The organism is Mesorhizobium sp. P160219, from assembly GCF_057786095.1.
The window spans coordinates 6,126,431-6,143,714 of the sequence record NZ_JBYNWG010000001.1 but is presented as its reverse complement, the minus strand read 5'-3'; the positions used below and the strand labels follow the sequence as shown (position 1 = coordinate 6,143,714).

12 protein-coding genes are annotated in these 17,284 nt (G+C 59.7%); 8 read left to right on the top strand and 4 right to left on the bottom strand.

The window, feature by feature from the left end:
• Positions 1-285 precede the first annotated feature (285 nt).
• Complete coding sequence (locus AC3EMP_RS29765) at positions 286-1,389, top strand: acyltransferase family protein (protein ID WP_352594713.1); 1,104 nt, start codon at positions 286-288, stop codon at positions 1,387-1,389.
• Positions 1,390-1,431: 42 nt separating this feature from the next.
• Here the strand turns inward: AC3EMP_RS29765 and AC3EMP_RS29760 are convergent, their stop codons facing one another.
• Entirely contained in the window at positions 1,432-2,346 is a 915-nt protein-coding gene (locus AC3EMP_RS29760; RefSeq protein WP_245261280.1) for a glucosamine inositolphosphorylceramide transferase family protein, read from the bottom strand.
• Between the two features lie 734 nt (positions 2,347-3,080).
• Between AC3EMP_RS29760 and wecB the strand changes: the two genes are divergently transcribed.
• The 3 genes from wecB to AC3EMP_RS29745 are packed head-to-tail and all read left to right on the top strand — an operon-like array spanning position 3,081 to position 6,365.
• Positions 3,081-4,235: a non-hydrolyzing UDP-N-acetylglucosamine 2-epimerase gene (gene wecB, locus AC3EMP_RS29755; protein WP_023671798.1), complete on the top strand. Its 1,155-nt coding sequence runs from the start codon at positions 3,081-3,083 to the stop codon at positions 4,233-4,235.
• Positions 4,228-5,565 carry a UDP-N-acetyl-D-mannosamine dehydrogenase gene (wecC, locus tag AC3EMP_RS29750; RefSeq protein WP_352594715.1) on the top strand — a complete coding sequence of 446 codons (1,338 nt, stop codon included), beginning with the start codon at positions 4,228-4,230 and terminating at the stop codon, positions 5,563-5,565. Before wecB ends, wecC begins: the two co-directional genes overlap by 8 nt.
• Positions 5,562-6,365, top strand: coding sequence for a WecB/TagA/CpsF family glycosyltransferase (locus AC3EMP_RS29745; RefSeq protein WP_023833544.1), 804 nt, complete (start codon positions 5,562-5,564; stop codon positions 6,363-6,365). The genes wecC and AC3EMP_RS29745 overlap by 4 nt, the downstream gene beginning before the upstream one ends.
• Before the next feature lie 40 nt (positions 6,366-6,405).
• Here the strand turns inward: AC3EMP_RS29745 and AC3EMP_RS29740 are convergent, their stop codons facing one another.
• Complete coding sequence (locus AC3EMP_RS29740) at positions 6,406-7,845, bottom strand: lipopolysaccharide biosynthesis protein (RefSeq protein ID WP_352513970.1); 1,440 nt, start codon at positions 7,843-7,845, stop codon at positions 6,406-6,408.
• 168 nt (positions 7,846-8,013) lie between these two features.
• Here AC3EMP_RS29740 and AC3EMP_RS29735 point away from each other — a divergent pair, with 168 nt between their 5' ends.
• The gene (locus tag AC3EMP_RS29735; protein ID WP_352711298.1) at positions 8,014-9,132 is read left to right on the top strand and encodes a glycosyltransferase family 4 protein; all 1,119 of its coding nucleotides are present in this window, start codon (positions 8,014-8,016) and stop codon (positions 9,130-9,132) included.
• Between the two features lie 18 nt (positions 9,133-9,150).
• On the opposite strand, the gene asnB is transcribed toward AC3EMP_RS29735, so the two are convergent.
• The gene (gene asnB, locus AC3EMP_RS29730) at positions 9,151-11,040 is read right to left on the bottom strand and encodes an asparagine synthase (glutamine-hydrolyzing) (protein WP_352513969.1); all 1,890 of its coding nucleotides are present in this window, start codon (positions 11,038-11,040) and stop codon (positions 9,151-9,153) included.
• A 223-nt stretch (positions 11,041-11,263) separates the two neighbouring features.
• Complete coding sequence (locus tag AC3EMP_RS29725) at positions 11,264-12,523, bottom strand: glycoside hydrolase family 5 protein (RefSeq protein WP_352711301.1); 1,260 nt, start codon at positions 12,521-12,523, stop codon at positions 11,264-11,266.
• Here AC3EMP_RS29725 and AC3EMP_RS29720 point away from each other — a divergent pair.
• The 3 genes from AC3EMP_RS29720 (at position 12,522) to AC3EMP_RS29710 (ending at position 16,875) form a co-directional block, all read left to right on the top strand.
• Positions 12,522-14,528: a heparinase II/III family protein gene (locus tag AC3EMP_RS29720; RefSeq protein ID WP_352513967.1), complete on the top strand. Its 2,007-nt coding sequence runs from the start codon at positions 12,522-12,524 to the stop codon at positions 14,526-14,528. The genes AC3EMP_RS29725 and AC3EMP_RS29720 overlap by 2 nt on opposite strands.
• A gap of 203 nt (positions 14,529-14,731) precedes the next feature.
• Positions 14,732-15,724, top strand: coding sequence for a sterol desaturase family protein (locus AC3EMP_RS29715; protein ID WP_023703933.1), 993 nt, complete (start codon positions 14,732-14,734; stop codon positions 15,722-15,724).
• Positions 15,721-16,875 (top strand): GNAT family N-acetyltransferase, encoded by a 1,155-nt coding sequence (locus AC3EMP_RS29710; RefSeq protein WP_023696861.1) that lies wholly within the window; start codon positions 15,721-15,723, stop codon positions 16,873-16,875. Before AC3EMP_RS29715 ends, AC3EMP_RS29710 begins: the two co-directional genes overlap by 4 nt.
• Positions 16,876-17,284: the final 409 nt, after the last annotated feature.

Below are 17,284 nucleotides of genomic sequence, written 5' to 3'. Positions count from 1 at the left end.
CATTTTCCTGCACGAACGTAAAGGAATATGGATAACCCGATCTTAACAGTGGCGATGCCGGGCATGGGCCGCCACATGTCAGCTTTGCCGAAAAGCCGGACACCGCTCATTGAAATCTCACCAAAGTGCGCCGCGTGGGAACGAATGCACGCAATGCACTTGCGCGACATGCATCGGCAGCCGGATTTACGCTATTCGTGAACTCGGTAACCCACACTTAATTGGCCGGTCGTATTGATGGCGATGCTTTGCACGGCGCCCGACGCGCTGCCTGTGGACGGCACAATGGCATCAGGCACCGGCAAAGCGCAGGAGATCAAGGTGAAGAAGTTCTATTCGATTCAGTATCTTCGCGCCTGCGCCGCCTTGCTGGTTCTGTTCGCACACGCCTTTTCCTATCAGATTGGCGTGGACAATCTGATTATTGTGACGGCGGGCCGCCTGGGCGTCGTTCTGTTCTTTGTCATCAGCGGTTTCATAATGGTCCATATTACGGGAGATGGTCCGTTTTCCGCTGCCACCTTCCTGAAACGCCGAGCAATCCGGATCATCCCCCTTTACTGGCTTTTCACCAGCCTCGCCGCGGTTCTGGCGGCGCTCGCGCCAAGTCTCTTCCAGAAGACCGTCTTTACGTGGCCCCACTATCTTCAGTCGCTCCTCTTCATTGTTCACGAAGCGCCTGGACGGGATAGCGCCAGTCCAATCCTCTCACTCGGCTGGACGCTCAATTACGAGGTATTTTTCTATATCGCTTTTGCGGTGTTCGCATTCCTGTCCGTGACCTCGCGCGTATTTGTGCTGACGGTCTTTTTCATTGCGATGTGGATAGCCGGGCTGTGGCTGGCTCCCACCAACCCTGTTATCCAGTTCTATCTCAACCCTTCTCCGGTGGCATTCGTCATCGGTATGTGGATAGGGCGGCGCTATTTGGACGGTGATTTCACTTCCGACATACGCCATGCTTGGATATTCGGCGTAATGACCGCTGCGGGCGGGGTGCTTTCATTCGTCGATGACGGTACGCCGCTCTTGGGTCAGATCAGCTTCGCGGGACAAGCAATGTGGGCGGCGGGCCTACTTCATCTCAGCCTCATTCTGGAGCCGAAACTCAAGCACTGGAGCCTTCTCGAGCAGTTGGGCGACGCTTCCTACGCGCTTTATCTGTCGCATATCTTCGTGATCGGCGCTGTGGCGTACCTGGCCAGACGCACCGTCGGATACGAGCATCCGACAACGGTATTGTTGGTGTCGGTGGTCAGCATCGTGGCAGCCTGCCTCGTCAGTCTGGTGATTTACGAGATGATCGAGAAGCCGATTCTTCAGACCCTGAACGGCAGAAGGAAGACGAGAAACACACCGCTTCCTCATATTGCCACGGAGAACAAATAAGCAGGCCACGCAACGGGACGCTCACGGCTTTCAGCGCTTCAGTCAGCCCGCGCTGTCCACGACCTCGACATTGCCGGCGCGGTTAAGCGTATGAATGCCCGTGCGTGCCCATGCCGGACCCGCGCCGATCGGCCGGGGCGAGGCAAAACGGACATCGGACGCGTCGAGTCGCTCAAGCCGCATCAGCCCCAGACCACCGCCATAGGCCCTCGATCCGTTCTGCACCGGCAGCACCAGGGCATCGTCGTGGCGGATAAAGGCGCCGCCCGGCCGGGTGGCCGAATGATCGACGGCAATGGGATTGAGCGGATGGGCGACCCATGGCCCGCGCAGCGAGGGTGCGCAATAGACCGCCATCGTGTCCGACGCGCTGCCGTAGCCGAACCGCTCCGTTCCAACCAGCCAGAAGCGACCGTCGGATTCGAGCAGCGTCGCGTCGTTGAAATCCCTGTCCGCCATCAGCACCGTGTCGCGGACCCAGCGGTCGGGAAACTGCGCGGCGCGATAGAGCACAAGTTCGCGAGCCGAACCACTTTCGGGGATCATGAAAATCTCGCCATCGTGTGCGAACACCTGCGGATACGACAGGTGGTGCGCTTCCTCCAATACAACCCTTGGAACACCGAAAGTGCCATCGTCACCGAGCTCGGCGACGGAAATCACGCCACGACTCGTCGCGTAGGGGAATTCCTCGACAAACAGATGATGGCGGCGGTCGGCCTCGAAGACGAACGGGTCGGCATAGAAGCGTTGGCCATCGTCCGGCAGGACTGTGAACGGTTTGCCGTCGAGTTGCCCGGTTTCGGCGATGCCTGGTCCGTCGATCACCCGATAGGCAACCTGCCAATAGAAGGGGCGTCGTCCCCGCCTGATTTTTTGCACGGCGCGATCGATCAAAGCCCTGCCAAAAAAGGGCACATAGTGTCGAACAAAACTGTCGTTCTTCAGGATCGGCACCGGGTTGTCGCTTACCGGCACAAGCTTGCCCGCAAAGAAGCGGGCGACGGTTTGCATGATCAGCGACATGGCGCCGGCGAGCAGGTCGTTGCAGCTTCGAGATAGCCAGAGCCTGTCTGCCAGCATCGGTCTAGCCTGGGCCACGACAACGCCATCGAGGCGAGCGCCAAGTTCAGGCAATTGTCCGCTCGCCAACATTGCGGCAACGCCGGCTGGAAAGCTGTTGCGACCGCAAAATTCGAGCCTCAGGACTGGCGCGTCTTGCCCCGTTGCGCTGGCAGTGAGATCTATGACGAGGTCCGGAGGGCCGCGATCGATGGGCGGCAACGGCTCGGACCGGCCCGCCAGCGAGGGACCGAAACGCCGGCTCTCGATCGCCAAGACAGTGTCCAGCCCCCGAGCGGTTGGCGCCGCCGCCGGCGCGTGGCAACTCGAGACCACGTAACCAGCCGCATCCAACCGCATAAAAAGCTCATTTTCCCAGCGCCGGGATCCGACGGCGTGGCCGATGATTAAAATATTAGTCAACCCAAGTTATTCTCGTTAAAGCAAAAAATGGCTTGCTCTGGTATCTTTCCCCACAGTTCCTGGCAAGGCTTGCCCAAGGGGGGCTGCGGACTCTAGCGTTAATCATACGTTAATTTTTTTGAATACGAAGGCGGTTCAGGGCGCTATTGTTAGGCTGAAAGCACATGTCAGCCGGGCGCCCACGCTTTCGGTGACCAGGGTCAACCATGAACGCCGTTTCACATCCGAGATTGCCCTCAAGGCGAAAACTGCTGATCGTGTTCGGCACGAGGCCGGAGGCGCTCAAATGTTTTCCGGTGGCGCGCGCCGCGCTCGCCCATCCAGGCTTTACCACGGAAATATGTGTGACGGGCCAGCATCGCGAGATGGTCGATCAGGTCATTGAATTGACGGGCCTACCGGTGCACTACGATCTCAACATCATGCAGCCAGGTCAGACGTTGTTCGACGTGACCTCGCGCGTGCTCCTCGGAATGGCGGGGGTGCTGGAGAAGGCGAAGCCGGACATCGTCATCGTCCAGGGCGACACAACCACCGCGATGACCGCGGCTCTAGCTGCCTTCTACAAGCGGATTCCGGTTGCCCATATCGAGGCGGGATTGCGCAGCCACAACATCAACTCTCCCTTTCCGGAGGAACTGAACCGCAAGATTGCCGGCAACATCGCCACTTGGCATTTTGCGCCGACCACCGAGGCGCGCGACAATCTCATCGCCGAAGGAAAGGCTGCGAACACCATCTTCGTAACCGGCAATACCGTGATCGACACGCTGCTGCATTTCTCCAGCGAGATCGATGCCGACAAGCTGATGAACGCCAAGCTCGCCGCTCGTTTCCCCTTCATCGATCCGACCAAGAAAATGATCCTCGTCACCGGTCATCGCCGTGAGAATTTCGATGGCGGCATCCAGAGGATCTGCACCGCGCTGAAGGCATTGTCGGCGCGCAGGGATGTGCAGATCATCTACCCGGTCCATCCCAACCCGAATGTGCGCTCCGTGGTCGACGCCGAAATCGGGACGGTGCCGAACATCCACCTGATCGACCCGCAGGACTATTTGCCGTTCCTGTACCTGCAGAAACAGAGCTACCTGGTGTTGACCGACAGCGGCGGCGTGCAGGAAGAGGCGCCTTCACTCGGCAAGCCGGTGCTGGTGATGCGGGAAAACACGGAGCGACCCGAAGGGATCGCCGCTGGTACTGCCCGGCTGGTCGGTACCGATATCGAAAAAATTCTGGCCAATGCCAATAGCCTGCTCGATGATGAGAGCGTCTATCGCGGCATGGCGGAGAGGCACAACCCATACGGCGATGGCCAAGCTGCGACCCGGATCGTTGAGGAATTGCTGAATCATGGCTGAAATCAAAACCGTTTCCGTTGTCGGCATGGGCTATATCGGCCTGCCGACCTGCGCCATTTTTGCCAGCCGCGGACTCGAAGTCATCGGTGTCGATATCAATGAGGCGGTGGTCGCGAAGGTCAACCGCGGCGAAATCCACATCATCGAACCGGACCTGGATGGTTTGATCCAGAAAGTCGTCGCCAATGGCAAGCTCAAGGCATTCAGCACGCCTCAGCCGGCCGATGCCTATATTATTGCCGTTCCAACTCCGATCACCCCGGACCGCAAGCCGGATGTCAGCTACGTGCTTGCGGCAGCGCGAAGCATCGCTCCGGTGCTAAAACGGGACGACCTGGTGGTGCTGGAATCAACATCGCCGGTCGGCACGACGCGCGTCATGACAGCGCTGCTCGCGGAACTGCGACCCGATCTCAAATTTCCCGTTGCGCATGGCGAGGAAGCTGACGTCCTGGTCGCCTACTCTCCCGAGCGCGTGCTGCCGGGAAAGGTGCTGACCGAGCTGATCAACAATGATCGCTCGATCGGCGGACTGTCCCGAAAGTCTTCGGAGCGGACAGCGGCACTCTATTCAAGCTTCGTCGCCGGCGACCTGTTCATAACCCAGGCCGAAAGCGCGGAACTGGTTAAGCTGACCGAAAATGCGTTCCGCGATGTCAATATCGCCTTCGCCAATGAGCTTGCGGCGGTGTGCCAGGATCTATCGCTCAATGTCTGGGAGGTAATCGATCTCGCCAACCGGCATCCTCGCGTGAACATCCTGCAGCCGAGCCCGGGCGTGGGCGGCCACTGCATTGCGATCGATCCGTATTTTATCATCGACGCCGCACCGAACAATACGCGGCTGATCAGTTCGGCGCGGCGAATCAATTCCGAGCGACCCTTGTCGGTGGTCAGGGACATCGAGGCATTGCTCGACCCGACCCGCAAGCAGACGATCGCCTGTCTTGGCCTCAGCTTCAAACCCAACATCGACGATATGCGCGAGAGCCCGGCGGTCGAGGTTGTTAAGCTTCTGTCCAAGATTCCCAATATCAAGATCGTCGCTGCCGAGCCCAATGCGCGTCAGTTGCCACACGAGCTCGAGGGCAGCGGCGTCATGTTCACCGATGCACTTTCCGCTATTGACCAATCCGATATCGTCGTCCTGCTGGTCGACCATCGACAATTCAATCTGATCGATCCCGAAGCGCTCAAGGACAAGAAGCTCGTCGACACACGGGGCCTGTGGACCTGGCGCAAGGCGCGCAAGCCCGACGCCCGCATCGAAGGCAAGAAATCCGAAATGGAACGCTCGCAGTCTCTCGCTCGCACCGGAGAAGCGGCATGAACTCGCATGACCCGGCATGGGCGCAACACTCTCTATTGGCATCGCGCCGCCGCGAGTTTCTCGGTGCGACCATCCATGCGCTGACCATGGCCGAGACGCTGGCCATCGCAGACGAGGCGATGGCGACGCGGCGGCCGCTTCATCATGTTGTCGTGAACGTCGCCAAGCTTGTGAACATGCGCAAGAATGCTGAACTGCGCGAGGATGTCGTCGGGGCGGATATGGTCAATGTCGATGGCAAAGGCGTGCTTTGGGGCGCGCGGCTCTGCGGCGTCGAGTTGCCCGAGCGTGTGACCGGCGTCGACGTCATGATCAACCTGCTGGCGCTGTGCGCCAAGCGTGGCTATCGCCCCTACCTTCTGGGCGCTGAACAGCACATTCTCGACGCAGTTGAAAGCCGACTTGCCAGAGATCATCCGAGCCTGGCCATTGCCGGCCGGCGCAATGGGTATTTCAAGGCGGAGGAAGAGGCCGCGATCGTCGAGGCCATCAATGCTTCAGGTGCCGACTGTCTGTTTGTGGCGATGCCGACGCCGAGCAAGGAGCGCTTTCTCAAGCGCTATCGCGACGTACTCGCTCCGAGTTTCGTCATGGGCGTGGGCGGCAGCTTCGACGTCTATGGTGGAAAGGTCGCCCGGGCACCGAGACTGGTTCAGGCGGCGGGCCTGGAGTGGCTGTTTCGCGTGGCGCAGGAGCCGCGACGATTGTGGCGCCGCTACTACGATACCAACACCGCCTATGCACTGCTGCTGTGGCGTGAGTTCTGGTCTCGCCGGGGACGCCGAAACGTCAATCCGTAGGCTCGCGACTTTCAGACAAGCATGCCTCATAGCGCGGGATTTATGCGATCCGGAGCCGTGCCCTTAGCTTGCCGATGAACTGCGTCACGGCCGCGGGGTGAAACAACCAGGTCAGTCCCAGGAAAGCCGCAGCGCCGGCGACACCGCCCGCCGCGAGCGGAAAGATCGCCGGCATATTGCCCAGCCCAGTGCTGGCAAGGCTGGCGGCCAGTCCGGTGCAGATAGAAATGATGACCGAGACAGCGATGTCGCGCCAGGGAACCGGCACCGGCGTGAGCCTCTCGGCGATGACGATGCAGGCTGCAAGACCTGCCAGCGATCCGCCCGCCAACGCCAACGCCGCGCCAACCTCCGCCATGGTGGGGATCAACAGAAAAGACAGTGAAATCGTTGCCACCGAGCCGAAGGAATTGGCGATGATCAGCAACCACGGCCGCTTATGCGCGTGCACCACGACGCCATAAACGAAGCTTGTGAGATTAGCACAAAGAACGCTGAAGGCGATGATCGGAAACAGCAGACCGAAGCGACCATGATATTCCGCGGGCAGCAGGAGTCGCGTGATGTCGCCGCTGAGCGCGATAAGCATTGCTGCGACCGGCAGGCAAAGGCGTATCATCAAGGCCATGAGTTGCGACAACAACCGCCCGGACGCCTCGGATCCCTCTTCGTCGAAGCGGCTGACCACTTCTGGAAATGCGCCCATGTTGATTGCGTTGGCGACCATATCGATCGGCTGCCGAGCCAATGCGTAGGCGGCTGCGAAGACGGCCACCGCGCCGGCATCGTAGTAGAGCTTGAGGAAGACGCGTTCAGCGCTGTTGAGACCGAAACCGACCAGCGCCATGATGACGAGGGGCACGCCGAGGGCAAAAAACTCCTTGTGGGTGAAGCGCGGCGGGCCGCCAATAACGCGCCCGGATGCCACCACGCACGCCACGATGCCGGCAATCAGCACGGCGAGGCTCGAGCCGAGCGATACCGTCAGAAACGAGCGTTGGAAGATAAGGATGGCGGCGATCGGCAAGGCGAGTTGCAGCAGGCCGCGCAGATATTCAAGCATCGAATAGAGGGAATGACGCTGCTGCATTTGCAGCACCGTCAACGCGAACCGGCTGATGGAGCCGGCAATCAGATAGCTGCAGACGGCGATTGCAAATTCGATCCAGCGCTCCGGCACGATCACCGCCGAGGCGATCACGGATATGATCAGGGCCAGCACCGTGGTGACAAGCAATACCTGTCCGGCAAGCATCAGGCTGCCACGGCTGACGTCGCCTTTTCCGCCAAGCCGCAGCAAGGCAATGCGCAGCCAGTTGGTAACGGCAACATCCGTCATTTCGCCCACGGTGACCACCAGGGTCAGCAGGCCATACTCGGTCTGGTCGATCAGCCGCGTCATGACGACCAGCAGGAGCAGAGCGGAAACCCGCGTCAGCAGAATAGCTGGGCCATAGATGAGTGTGGAACTGAGCAGCAAAGGGTTGTTCCCGGAAAATTTGCCGTCGATTAATCGTTGACCGACGGGAATTCCAGCATGATGACGGCAAAGGGTGAACGGATACAGTTTGAACCAAAAGATTTGTCGTAAACCTTTTTTGGAACGTTTGCTTTAGGGTCACCCGGCATCCGCAATCCAAATGGTGTCATGTTGCAGCGTCTCGCCCACAATAGAAAAATACATGTCTTGGTCGCAACGCCCTCGGGCGTTTCGGGACAAGGCGGCATCGACCGGATCATGGGGGCGCTGAAGCAGGAGTTCGAACGGCAAGAGATCGCCGACATCGATCTGCGCTTTCTTTCCAGCCGTGGCCCGGGACATGTCGGGCTTTCGATCTTCTACATGCTTGGTTTTTGCGCGCGGATGCTTGCGGCCCGCCTCGACAGACGCGCCGACGTCATTCACATCAATATATCGGTCTCCGGCAGCACCTATCGCAAGATGATGATCGCCGCCTGCGCCAGGCTGTTGTCGATACCATATGTCCTTCATCTGCATGGGGCGCAGTATCAGACATTCTGGAAAGATGATCATAGTTTCATGAGCCGCCGTATCAGGGCTCTGTTCGAGCATGCCGGCCGGGTGATTGTCCTGGGGGGGCTTTGGCGCGATTTCGTCGCCAGCCGGGCACCGGCGAACGGCGGCAATATTGTCATCGTTCCCAACGCCACGGCAGTTCCTTCCCTGGCGCATGTCGGCGGAGGCGATCACGTGCACATCCTGTTCCTCGGCCGCATCGGCGAGCGAAAGGGCGTGCCGCAGTTGGGCGAGGCGCTGGAGCGGATGAAACATCTCAGGGGTTGGCGTGCCTCGATCGCCGGCGATGGTGAGGTCGAGCCGGCACGAGCGAGGTCGGTCGCTCTAGGGATTGCCGACCGTATTGCTTTTCCGGGCTGGGTGGGACCTGACGAGGTCGCATCACTGATCGCTTCGGCCGATATTCTGGTGCTCCCCTCGTTCGCCGAAAATCTGCCAATGTCGGTGATCGAAGGCATGGCGGCCGGCCTGGCTGTCGTGGCCACCCCGGTTGGCGCGGTCGAGGACATCATCACCCACGAACAATCCGGTCTGTTGGTGCCGCCCGGCGATGTGGCGGCGTTGACCGAGGCGTTAACTCGGCTGGTCGAGGATACGGCGCTGCGCGCGCGGCTTGGCGCCGCCGCCATGGCGGTGCACCGGGAAAGGCTTGAGCTTGCACCGTTTGTCGACGCGATCTGCGATGTCTGGAGATCGGTCGCGTCCGAGGCGCGATCGGTCAAGCGCTGACGCTGTCCTTCATTGTCGTCACTGCGGCGGGCCAAGCGCGAATTCGCGGTGGAATATCTCCAGGTTCAAAAGCGCCCATATCAGTTTTTCGTGGTCCGCGGCGCGCTCGGCGTGCTCCCTGACAATCTGGTCCAGCTTCTTGGCGCTCAAATAGCTACGGATGACCGAATGGGACGAACACAGATGGTCCCGTACATAATCGCTCATCGGCCCGCGGAACCATTCGGCGACGGGCACCTTGAAGCCGATCTTTGGGCGGTTGAGGACCTCGTCGGGAACCATGCCGGCCATGCAGTCGCGCAGGATCTGTTTGCTGTGCAGGAGGCCCAGCCTGTAACGATCGGGCAGTTGGCTGACGAAGGAAACCAGATCGCGATCAAGGAATGGCATTCGCCCCTCGATTGAACCGGCCATCATCACTCGGTCGCCCCGTTCCAAGAGGTTGTCGGGCAACCACGATGTCTGATCAAAAAACAACACACGGCGCAGATGAGATTCCGTCACACTCGAAGAGAACGGGAAATCATTGCGGTCATGGCCGCAAGTGGCCAATCCACCGAGGAGCGAATCGCGTTCCCGCGCCGTCATGGCTCCAAACCAGGAGATCATCCGGGTGGCAAAGTCCCGTTCACCCGCGCTTCGGGCAAATATGTCGAACTTGGCCGATGCGCCGGGCAATGCGCGCATCAAAGGGGCGAGGAGATTGTTGTGAAGCGACGCTGGAACAAGTGACCGGTAGACACCCGCCAGAGACTCTGCGCGATGTTTGGGGTAGCCGCCGAGAATCTCGTCCGCCCCTTCGCCCGTAAGCACCATCTTGACGTCCAGCGAGGCTCGAACCGACATCAGGTAAATTGGAATGTCCGTACTTTGTGAAACAGGTGCCCCCCGATGGCGGACCATCTTGGGCAGATGATTCATCAGGTCATCCGCCTGGATGACGATTTCGCAATGATCGGTCTTGAAATGATCGGCGACGCGCCGGGCGAATGGAAGCTCGCTGTAAGCCTGTTCGCTGAAACCGACCGAAAACGTACGAATGGGGTTGTCGCTGTGCCTGGTCATCAGGGCAACGATTGCCGACGAGTCGAGCCCCCCGGACAGAAAGGCGCCAAACGGCGCATCACTGCGCATCCTGATCTCGACAGAACGGTCGAGCAATTCCAGAAATCGTCGCTTGGCGGTTCCTGGATCGATATCCGCTGTCAGATCGGTCTGATCCGGGGGCGCATAATAGCGCGTTTCCGTTACTTCCCCTTGCGACCACACAGCGTAGCTTCCCGGGTTGAGCTTGCGGATCTGTTTGAAAAGCGTCCGCGGTCCAGGCACGTAACGCCAGGTCAGATACTCGCGCACTCCATCCAGATCGAGCTGCTGGCCATCTGGCTGCGCAGACAACAACGCGCTGATCTCCGAGGCAAACGACAGCAAATTTCTGCCTTGCATGAGGTAAAGGGGTTTTTTTCCAAAGGGGTCGCGGGCGAGGATCAATTCGCGCCGTTGAGCGTCCCACAGCGCAAAAGCGAACATCCCGCTCAATCGGTCGAACATGGCCAGGCGCCACTGGTCATAAGCCCTGAGCAGCACTTCCGTGTCGGAGCGTGTGCGAAAACGGTGGCCGAGACCGATCAACTCCTCACGCAGCTCGATGTAGTTGTATATTTCGCCGTTGAAAATAATCCGGAGCCGTCCGTCCTCGGTCTGCATCGGCTGATTTGAATCGGCGTTTAAGTCAATAATCGCCAGGCGGCGATGCACCAATGCCAACTGGTCCTCGCCTGTGTTCAGGTCCAGGAGTTCGATGCCTTCGGCATCGGGACCACGATGCTGCAAGGCATTCGACATCCCGGCGGCCCGATCTTGTGGCTTCTCGACCCTGCGCCCAATCCAGCCGGCAATTCCGCACATTCTTTCCCTTGGCCCTCTTTCCCTTGTTTGCGTATGATCGAGGACACCAATCTACAGCGAATATATTAAATAGCTGCTCGGTGGAGTGATTTTAAAACTGAGCCTGATTTGGTTCGATCAGGCCCTCTCGGCTGCAACTGGAGACGATAGTCCTTGGGTTTCCACGCGATTGATCGCCAGCAACCAGGCAGACCGCTCGAACCGATCCTGACCCGATGACGAGTTATGGCAGGCCTAGTGCCCGCAACATCTCCCGGTCCGGGATCGCAGGCCCCTTGGGTTGGATAACACTCATTCCGTAAGGGTTGGAGAATTCCCAGGCCGACCACGGCATCGCGAAGCGTTCCGCCTCTCTGCGCACTGCCATGAGATAGCGCAGGCGATCAGCATCGAAAGCTCCCATGCGGCCATCCGCAGACATCAGGATAACGCCGAATTCGCCCACGAACAGGCGTCTGCTCGCTATGCCATGGGCTTCAGCCCAGTCGACCGCCTGACGGAAACCCGCTTCGAGCTGGCTCTGCCCCCAATTCTGCTCAAAGTATCGGGCGATCGTTTCACGCGCCGAGGCCATGTTCATCACCTCTTCGATCTGGCTCAAGCCGGCGGCGTCCATCTGCGCCTTGAGGGTTTCGGCGACCACTTCGGGCGTGCTGGCGTCGGCAGGCCAGGGAAGGCCGGAGGAGAAAGCGTTCTTGTCATCGGCCCGCTGGTGCGTGAAGCTGTGCGGATCATACATGTGGAAGCTGTAATAGACGTTGGGGTCGTCGAAGTTGGGGTCCAGGTTGACCAGTCCGGCGATGCTCCCGCCGCAGGCGCCGGTCGCGACGATGGTGAGTTCGCTGCTGAAGGCGCGAATATCGCGAACCGTGCCTGCCATGATCCGCTGCCAGTCATCGCTGCCGCTTGAATCGCAAGGGTAGTAGGCGGGCTCGTTATAGGGCTCGAGGGCGACCTTGTCGGCGCCAATTTTGATCAGCATGGCAGCCACCGCCACTACCATTTTTCGATAGCGGGCAACACCCTCGCTGTCGGCCCCGCCATAGATCATTTCCATGCTGTAGGCTGGAACCTGGCTGACGCCATGCAGATCGAAAACCACCTTGAGCCCGCTTGAAACGACCCGCTGCACCGCAGCGGCAAGCATGTCCAGCGCCTGTTGTCGTTTGGCGCCCTCGCTGGCAAGCAGAGGGCCAGGGTCGACACTCAGCCGGACAAAGTCGAAGCCCATGGATCGAATGCGATCAAACTGGTCGCCGTCCGGCCAATCGGTGAGCGGCCTGCCGCCCGCAAGCCATTCCTTCTCGCTGCGATAGGGCGGCCATTTGTAGGAACCATCTTTCTCCACCGGCGACCAGTTGAGCCATTCATGGACGCCGACGCCGCGCTCAAGCGGGATCGGCGCCGCCTCGGCTGACATAGCCATGCCAAGCGCGCACGCTATGACGTAGACAACTTTTCTCATCGCAAAACTCCGCGTCATGGCCGAAGATATTAACCGCGGGAACGGAAAAGAGGATGCCGCCACACGCTTTTTCGACGGGATGGTGTATGAGGATCAAAATCTTGGCGGAGCGCGGATGAGGGTCGGGTGGTATTTCAACCGATTGCGCAGCATGGAGTTGGCCGAGATATTGCATCGGTTGGACGAGCAGCGCCGGAGGACCGTTTCGCGCCGCCGCGACAACGGCTGGCAGCGCTATGCGTCGCCGCAGTTGCACCCGGTGCTGCACGGATTGCGGAATGCTGTGCCGGCCGCTGCGACACCAGCCCAGCGGCAAGCTATCGAGGCGGCTGCGCAAAACACTCTTCGAGGCCAGTTTTCAGCACTTGGGCAGACCTGGCCACAGCGAGACCCCTATACTCTCTTTCCACCCGAGCTCTGGCGCCTTGATCCGGTGACCGGCCGGCTTTGGCCGGGCCCCAAGACCCATACTTTCGATATCGATTTTCGCCATGCCACCGGCCGTGGCGATGTAAAATATGTTTGGGAAATCAACCGGCTGCAGCAACTGCCGCCACTGGCTGCCCATCTGCTTCTCACCGGCGATGATCAATCCCGTGCGGCCATCGAGGCGGCGATCGAGAGCTGGCATTTCGCCAACCCACCATTTCGGGGCGTTGGCTGGGCCTCGGGCATCGAGGTCGCGCTACGAGCCATCAGCCTGATTGTCACGCTCGACCTCGTCGGCGAGCGGCTTGGCGCGGCGACGCGAGAAAAAGTCGGTGAAATACTGGCGGCAAGCGCCTATTGGCTGCCGCGGTTTCCCTCCCGTTTTTCGTCCGCCAACAACCATCTCGTCGCGGAACTGGCTGGCGAATATCTGATCGGTCTGGCTTTCGGGGCCGAGGTGGCTCGCGAGTCGCTCCTGGCTGAGGTGCTCAAACAGATCCTGGCCGATGGCGCCGGGGCCGAGCAGACCCCGACCTACGCCGCCTTCAGTGCCGAGCTTTTCCTGCTGTGCGCTGCGGCGGCGCGCCAGGCCGGACTGCCTTTTCCCCAGCCCGTCGAAGCGCGTTTGGCCGCTTTCGCCAATTTCGCAGGCTGGCTCCCGCCGAAAGCCAGCGGCTTCGGCGACAATGATGAAGGCCGCGTGATCACGCTGGGGGGCGAAACCGATTATGTCGGATCGGTCGCGGCCGCCATCCATGGTTTTCTACGGATGCCGGGCAGGGCACCGGAGCCCGGCGATTTTCGCGCGCTTTTCTTCGGCGCGCCACCGCGGCCGGCGCCGGTGCCCGATGGATTGCATACGTTCACGCAAGGCGGGCTCTCCGTCTGGCGCGGCGAGATGAATGGTCTCAACGTCCATCTGACATACGACCACGGCCCGCTGGGCTACCTTTCGATAGCGGCGCACGGTCATGCCGACGCGCTGTCGCTCACCCTGTGCATTGACGGCGATCCGGTGCTGGTCGACCCCGGCACATGGCTCTATGGTTCGGGGGGAGGCTGGCGCGACTGGTTCCGCTCGACGCCGGCGCACAACACGCTGAACCTAGAGGGTAAAAGCCAAAGCATCATCTCCGGGGCGTTCAACTGGTCGCACAAGGCGGTTGCGACATTGGTGGAGAGCGAGCCGGGGCCGCACTGGAGGCTGTGTGCCCGACATGACGGGTACAAAGGCCGCTTCGGCGTTGTGCATCAACGCGCCGTGACACGCGATGGCGACGGCATCCTCGTGACCGACCAACTGCTCGGCGGCAGCCGGGTCGCTGAGATCGTCTTCCAACTCGCCGCCGACCTCCACGCCAACAGGGATGGAAACATTGTCACGATATTGCGCGGCGCTGAACCTTTGATGACTATCCACTTTCCAGACGCAGCGATCCACATCCGTTCCGGCGGCGACACACCGGGCCAAGGCGGCTGGGTTTCGCCGCGTTTTGGTGCAAGGCAGCCAGCCGAACGCCTCGCATGGCGTGGCCAAGTAGGCGAAAAGGGAGTAGTCATCCGGCTCGCGCCAAGTCCGCCGCAGACCCGATAACGGGCAGGTTGCAGGCGCAGCGTTCGACATTAATTACGTTCAGATATTTAGCGGTTTTGACACCGTTGATCTGCTAATTTGGCCATGATTGTTCTGCCAGTCGCATCCCGATACACAGTTGCGGGCAGCATATGATGGGCCTGGCAATATGTGCTTCGCGACGAGCCGGATCGCCATTTCACCACCTAGGAGCCACTGCATCGATGTTTTCGGAATTCGCCAGAGTGATCGTGGAAAAACTCTCACACATCAATCTGCTGACACTCGGTCTCCTGTTGCTCACGGCGCTGGGGAGCGCGGTGGTCGCCTACTGGCGAACGGTCGAACAGAAATCCTTCCGGGACTTTTTCGACTTCGCCTTTCCCGCGGAAGTCATCATGCACCCATCGGCGCGAGCGGACGCATTGTTCTGGATCACGAAAAGGCTGGTGATGCCCTTCCTGCTGATTCCCGCCGGTGTCACTTTCGTTGCCGCCACGGGATATGCAACAAACCAGGCAGTCGGCTGGCTCTTCAGCATCTCGCAACCGCTGATACCCGGCCCCGCCGGCCCAGTGACGATCATCCTCTTCACCGCAACCATGCTCGTTGCTTACGATATCTCCTACTACCTATATCACGTTGCCCAGCACCGTTTCCCGTTCCTGTGGGAATTGCACAAGGTGCATCATTCGGCCGAAGTGATGGTTGGGATCACCAAGGACCGGGTTCACCCCCTGGACGATCTGATGAACCGGATCTGGGACGGCGTCATACCGGGGATCAGTTTCGGCTTGTGGAGCCTGATTGCGCTTGATCCGGTCGAGATCGCCATATTTGGCATCAACGTCTATGTCATTCGCAACATTCTCATGATGGACTTTGTTCGCCACACGCATCTGAAGATTTCCTTCGGCCGGTTGAACGGCGTCATCTTGTGTCCGCACTGGCACCAGGTGCATCACAGTGTCGACCCTCGCCACTACGACAAGAATTTCGGGCTGCTTTTTTCATTCTGGGATCGCATATTCGGAACGCAGTTCATCCCGGATCCGGACGAAGACCTCAAGTTTGGACTGATAGATCGCGACGTACGCGACTATCAGTCGCTTTTCGGACTTTACGTGCTGCCGCTCAAGAAAATGGCAAACCATATCATGCGACTCTTTCAAAAGCGCATCGATGTCGCGCAGCCGCAGGACCGTCTCCAACCATGAACAAAATGGCTTCGATTGACGCTGTTGGTGCGGAGCGACTGGAAATCGTCAGTTCGACGGATCGCCTGGCCGCCATCGAAGCCGAATGGGTAGACCTATGGCATCGTACCCATGCACTGATCTTTCAGAGCCATGCCTGGGTTTCGGCATGGTGGAGCACCGTGCGTGACCGCGACCGGCGCTCGCTGCGGATCGGCCTGGTATGGAGCGATGACAGGCTGGTCGCTGTCATTCCCCTGGCGATCGGCAGACGAAAAGGACTTCGGCTCCTCGAATGGGCCGCCAATAGCTATACGGACTATGGTGATATTCTTGTCGCGCCGGAATGCTCCCTATCGGCCCTCCAGAACCTCTGGAACCGGATCTGTTCGGCGGGTGGCTTCGATCTTGCTTTTATCAATCGTCTGTCGCCGGATGCGGCAGCCCGCAGGATTTTTACACCGGGCTCTTCCAGCGGCGTCAAGCTTCGCGCCAATCACCGGGAGGAAGTCAGTTATCGCGTCGCTGGACAGTGGGCCAGCGGAGCAGCATGGCTGGCGGACCAGCCGAAAAAGATGCGCCAGAACTATCGGCGCGGCATCAAGATACTGGAAGAAACAGGCGAAGTGAAATTCCGCCTCCTGTCGGCCGACGAGCCGCTGCAGCCATTGCTGGAGCGACTGTCGGCGCTGAAGCGCAGATGGCTGGAAAAGCACACGCGTGAATCCGACCTTTTCGAAGAGGGCGAGCCGGTTCTTGCCGCCCTGGTGGACGCGCTGTCACGCGCCGGTGTGCTGCGCATTTTCGTACTTGAATGCAATGGTGCGATGGTCGCGGTTTCCATCAACATCGTCCAGCACAACGTCATGATGGCATTCGTTACCACCTACGACCCTGACTTTAGCCGAGCGTCGCCGGGTGCGGTCCTGATTACGGAGTATATACAGTGGTCGTTTGATCACGGCTTGGGATTGGTCGATTTCCTCTGTGGCGGAGAGGCCTTCAAACATAGGTTTGCAACACAGGCCGTTACCCTCCAATCCGTTCTTGGGGCACGCACTGTGCAGGGCGCGCTCGCTTCTCTCGCTGATCGTATCTGTCAGACGATCCGCGTACGCTCACGCGGATTGGCGTCGGCGAATCCAGAGCGCCCGCCCGATGAGACTGCTTAATTTAGCTGGATAACTTGGGCATAAGCCGCCGAGCGTTGAGGGCTGGCGTGCGACATGGGCGCGCCATTCGAAAATCCGCGTCGATTGCGCCTCGGAATCGGGACCGAATGGGTCCGCAGGTGCAGACTTCAATTCCCGCAAATCACGTCTCTCGAGGCGCAGTTTGTCGTCTGCGAAGCGTTGCAACACGTTCGTTGGCGTCACAACGGTAGCAGGCTAGGTCCTGAGAATCATTGAAGATTTTTTCGGACAGGGCGCTACCATAGGTCGGCGTTTTTACTATGATTTCAGTAGCTTAGGTAGGCTGGTAGCGGGAGAGCGCTACCGCCTTTCCGCCCACTCGTCGAACTACCGGTTCCTGCTTAGGTGCTGCGGCTGAGCTGTGTCGCTGCAATCTCCCGCCAGACAT

Excerpts from the sequence above, each read along its gene's own strand:
- AC3EMP_RS29745 (WP_023833544.1), top strand. The coding sequence starts at position 5,562 with ATGAACTCGCATGACCCGGCATGGGCGCAACACTCTCTATTGGCATCG.
- AC3EMP_RS29735 (WP_352711298.1), top strand. The coding sequence starts at position 8,014 with ATGTTGCAGCGTCTCGCCCACAATAGAAAAATACATGTCTTGGTCGCA.
- AC3EMP_RS29715 (WP_023703933.1), top strand. The coding sequence starts at position 14,732 with ATGTTTTCGGAATTCGCCAGAGTGATCGTGGAAAAACTCTCACACATC.
- AC3EMP_RS29765 (WP_352594713.1), top strand. The coding sequence starts at position 286 with ATGGCATCAGGCACCGGCAAAGCGCAGGAGATCAAGGTGAAGAAGTTC.
- asnB (WP_352513969.1), bottom strand. The coding sequence starts at position 11,040 with ATGTGCGGAATTGCCGGCTGGATTGGGCGCAGGGTCGAGAAGCCACAA.
- AC3EMP_RS29725 (WP_352711301.1), bottom strand. The coding sequence starts at position 12,523 with ATGACGCGGAGTTTTGCGATGAGAAAAGTTGTCTACGTCATAGCGTGC.
- AC3EMP_RS29710 (WP_023696861.1), top strand. The coding sequence starts at position 15,721 with ATGAACAAAATGGCTTCGATTGACGCTGTTGGTGCGGAGCGACTGGAA.
- wecC (WP_352594715.1), top strand. The coding sequence starts at position 4,228 with ATGGCTGAAATCAAAACCGTTTCCGTTGTCGGCATGGGCTATATCGGC.
- wecB (WP_023671798.1), top strand. The coding sequence starts at position 3,081 with ATGAACGCCGTTTCACATCCGAGATTGCCCTCAAGGCGAAAACTGCTG.
- AC3EMP_RS29720 (WP_352513967.1), top strand. The coding sequence starts at position 12,522 with ATGGCCGAAGATATTAACCGCGGGAACGGAAAAGAGGATGCCGCCACA.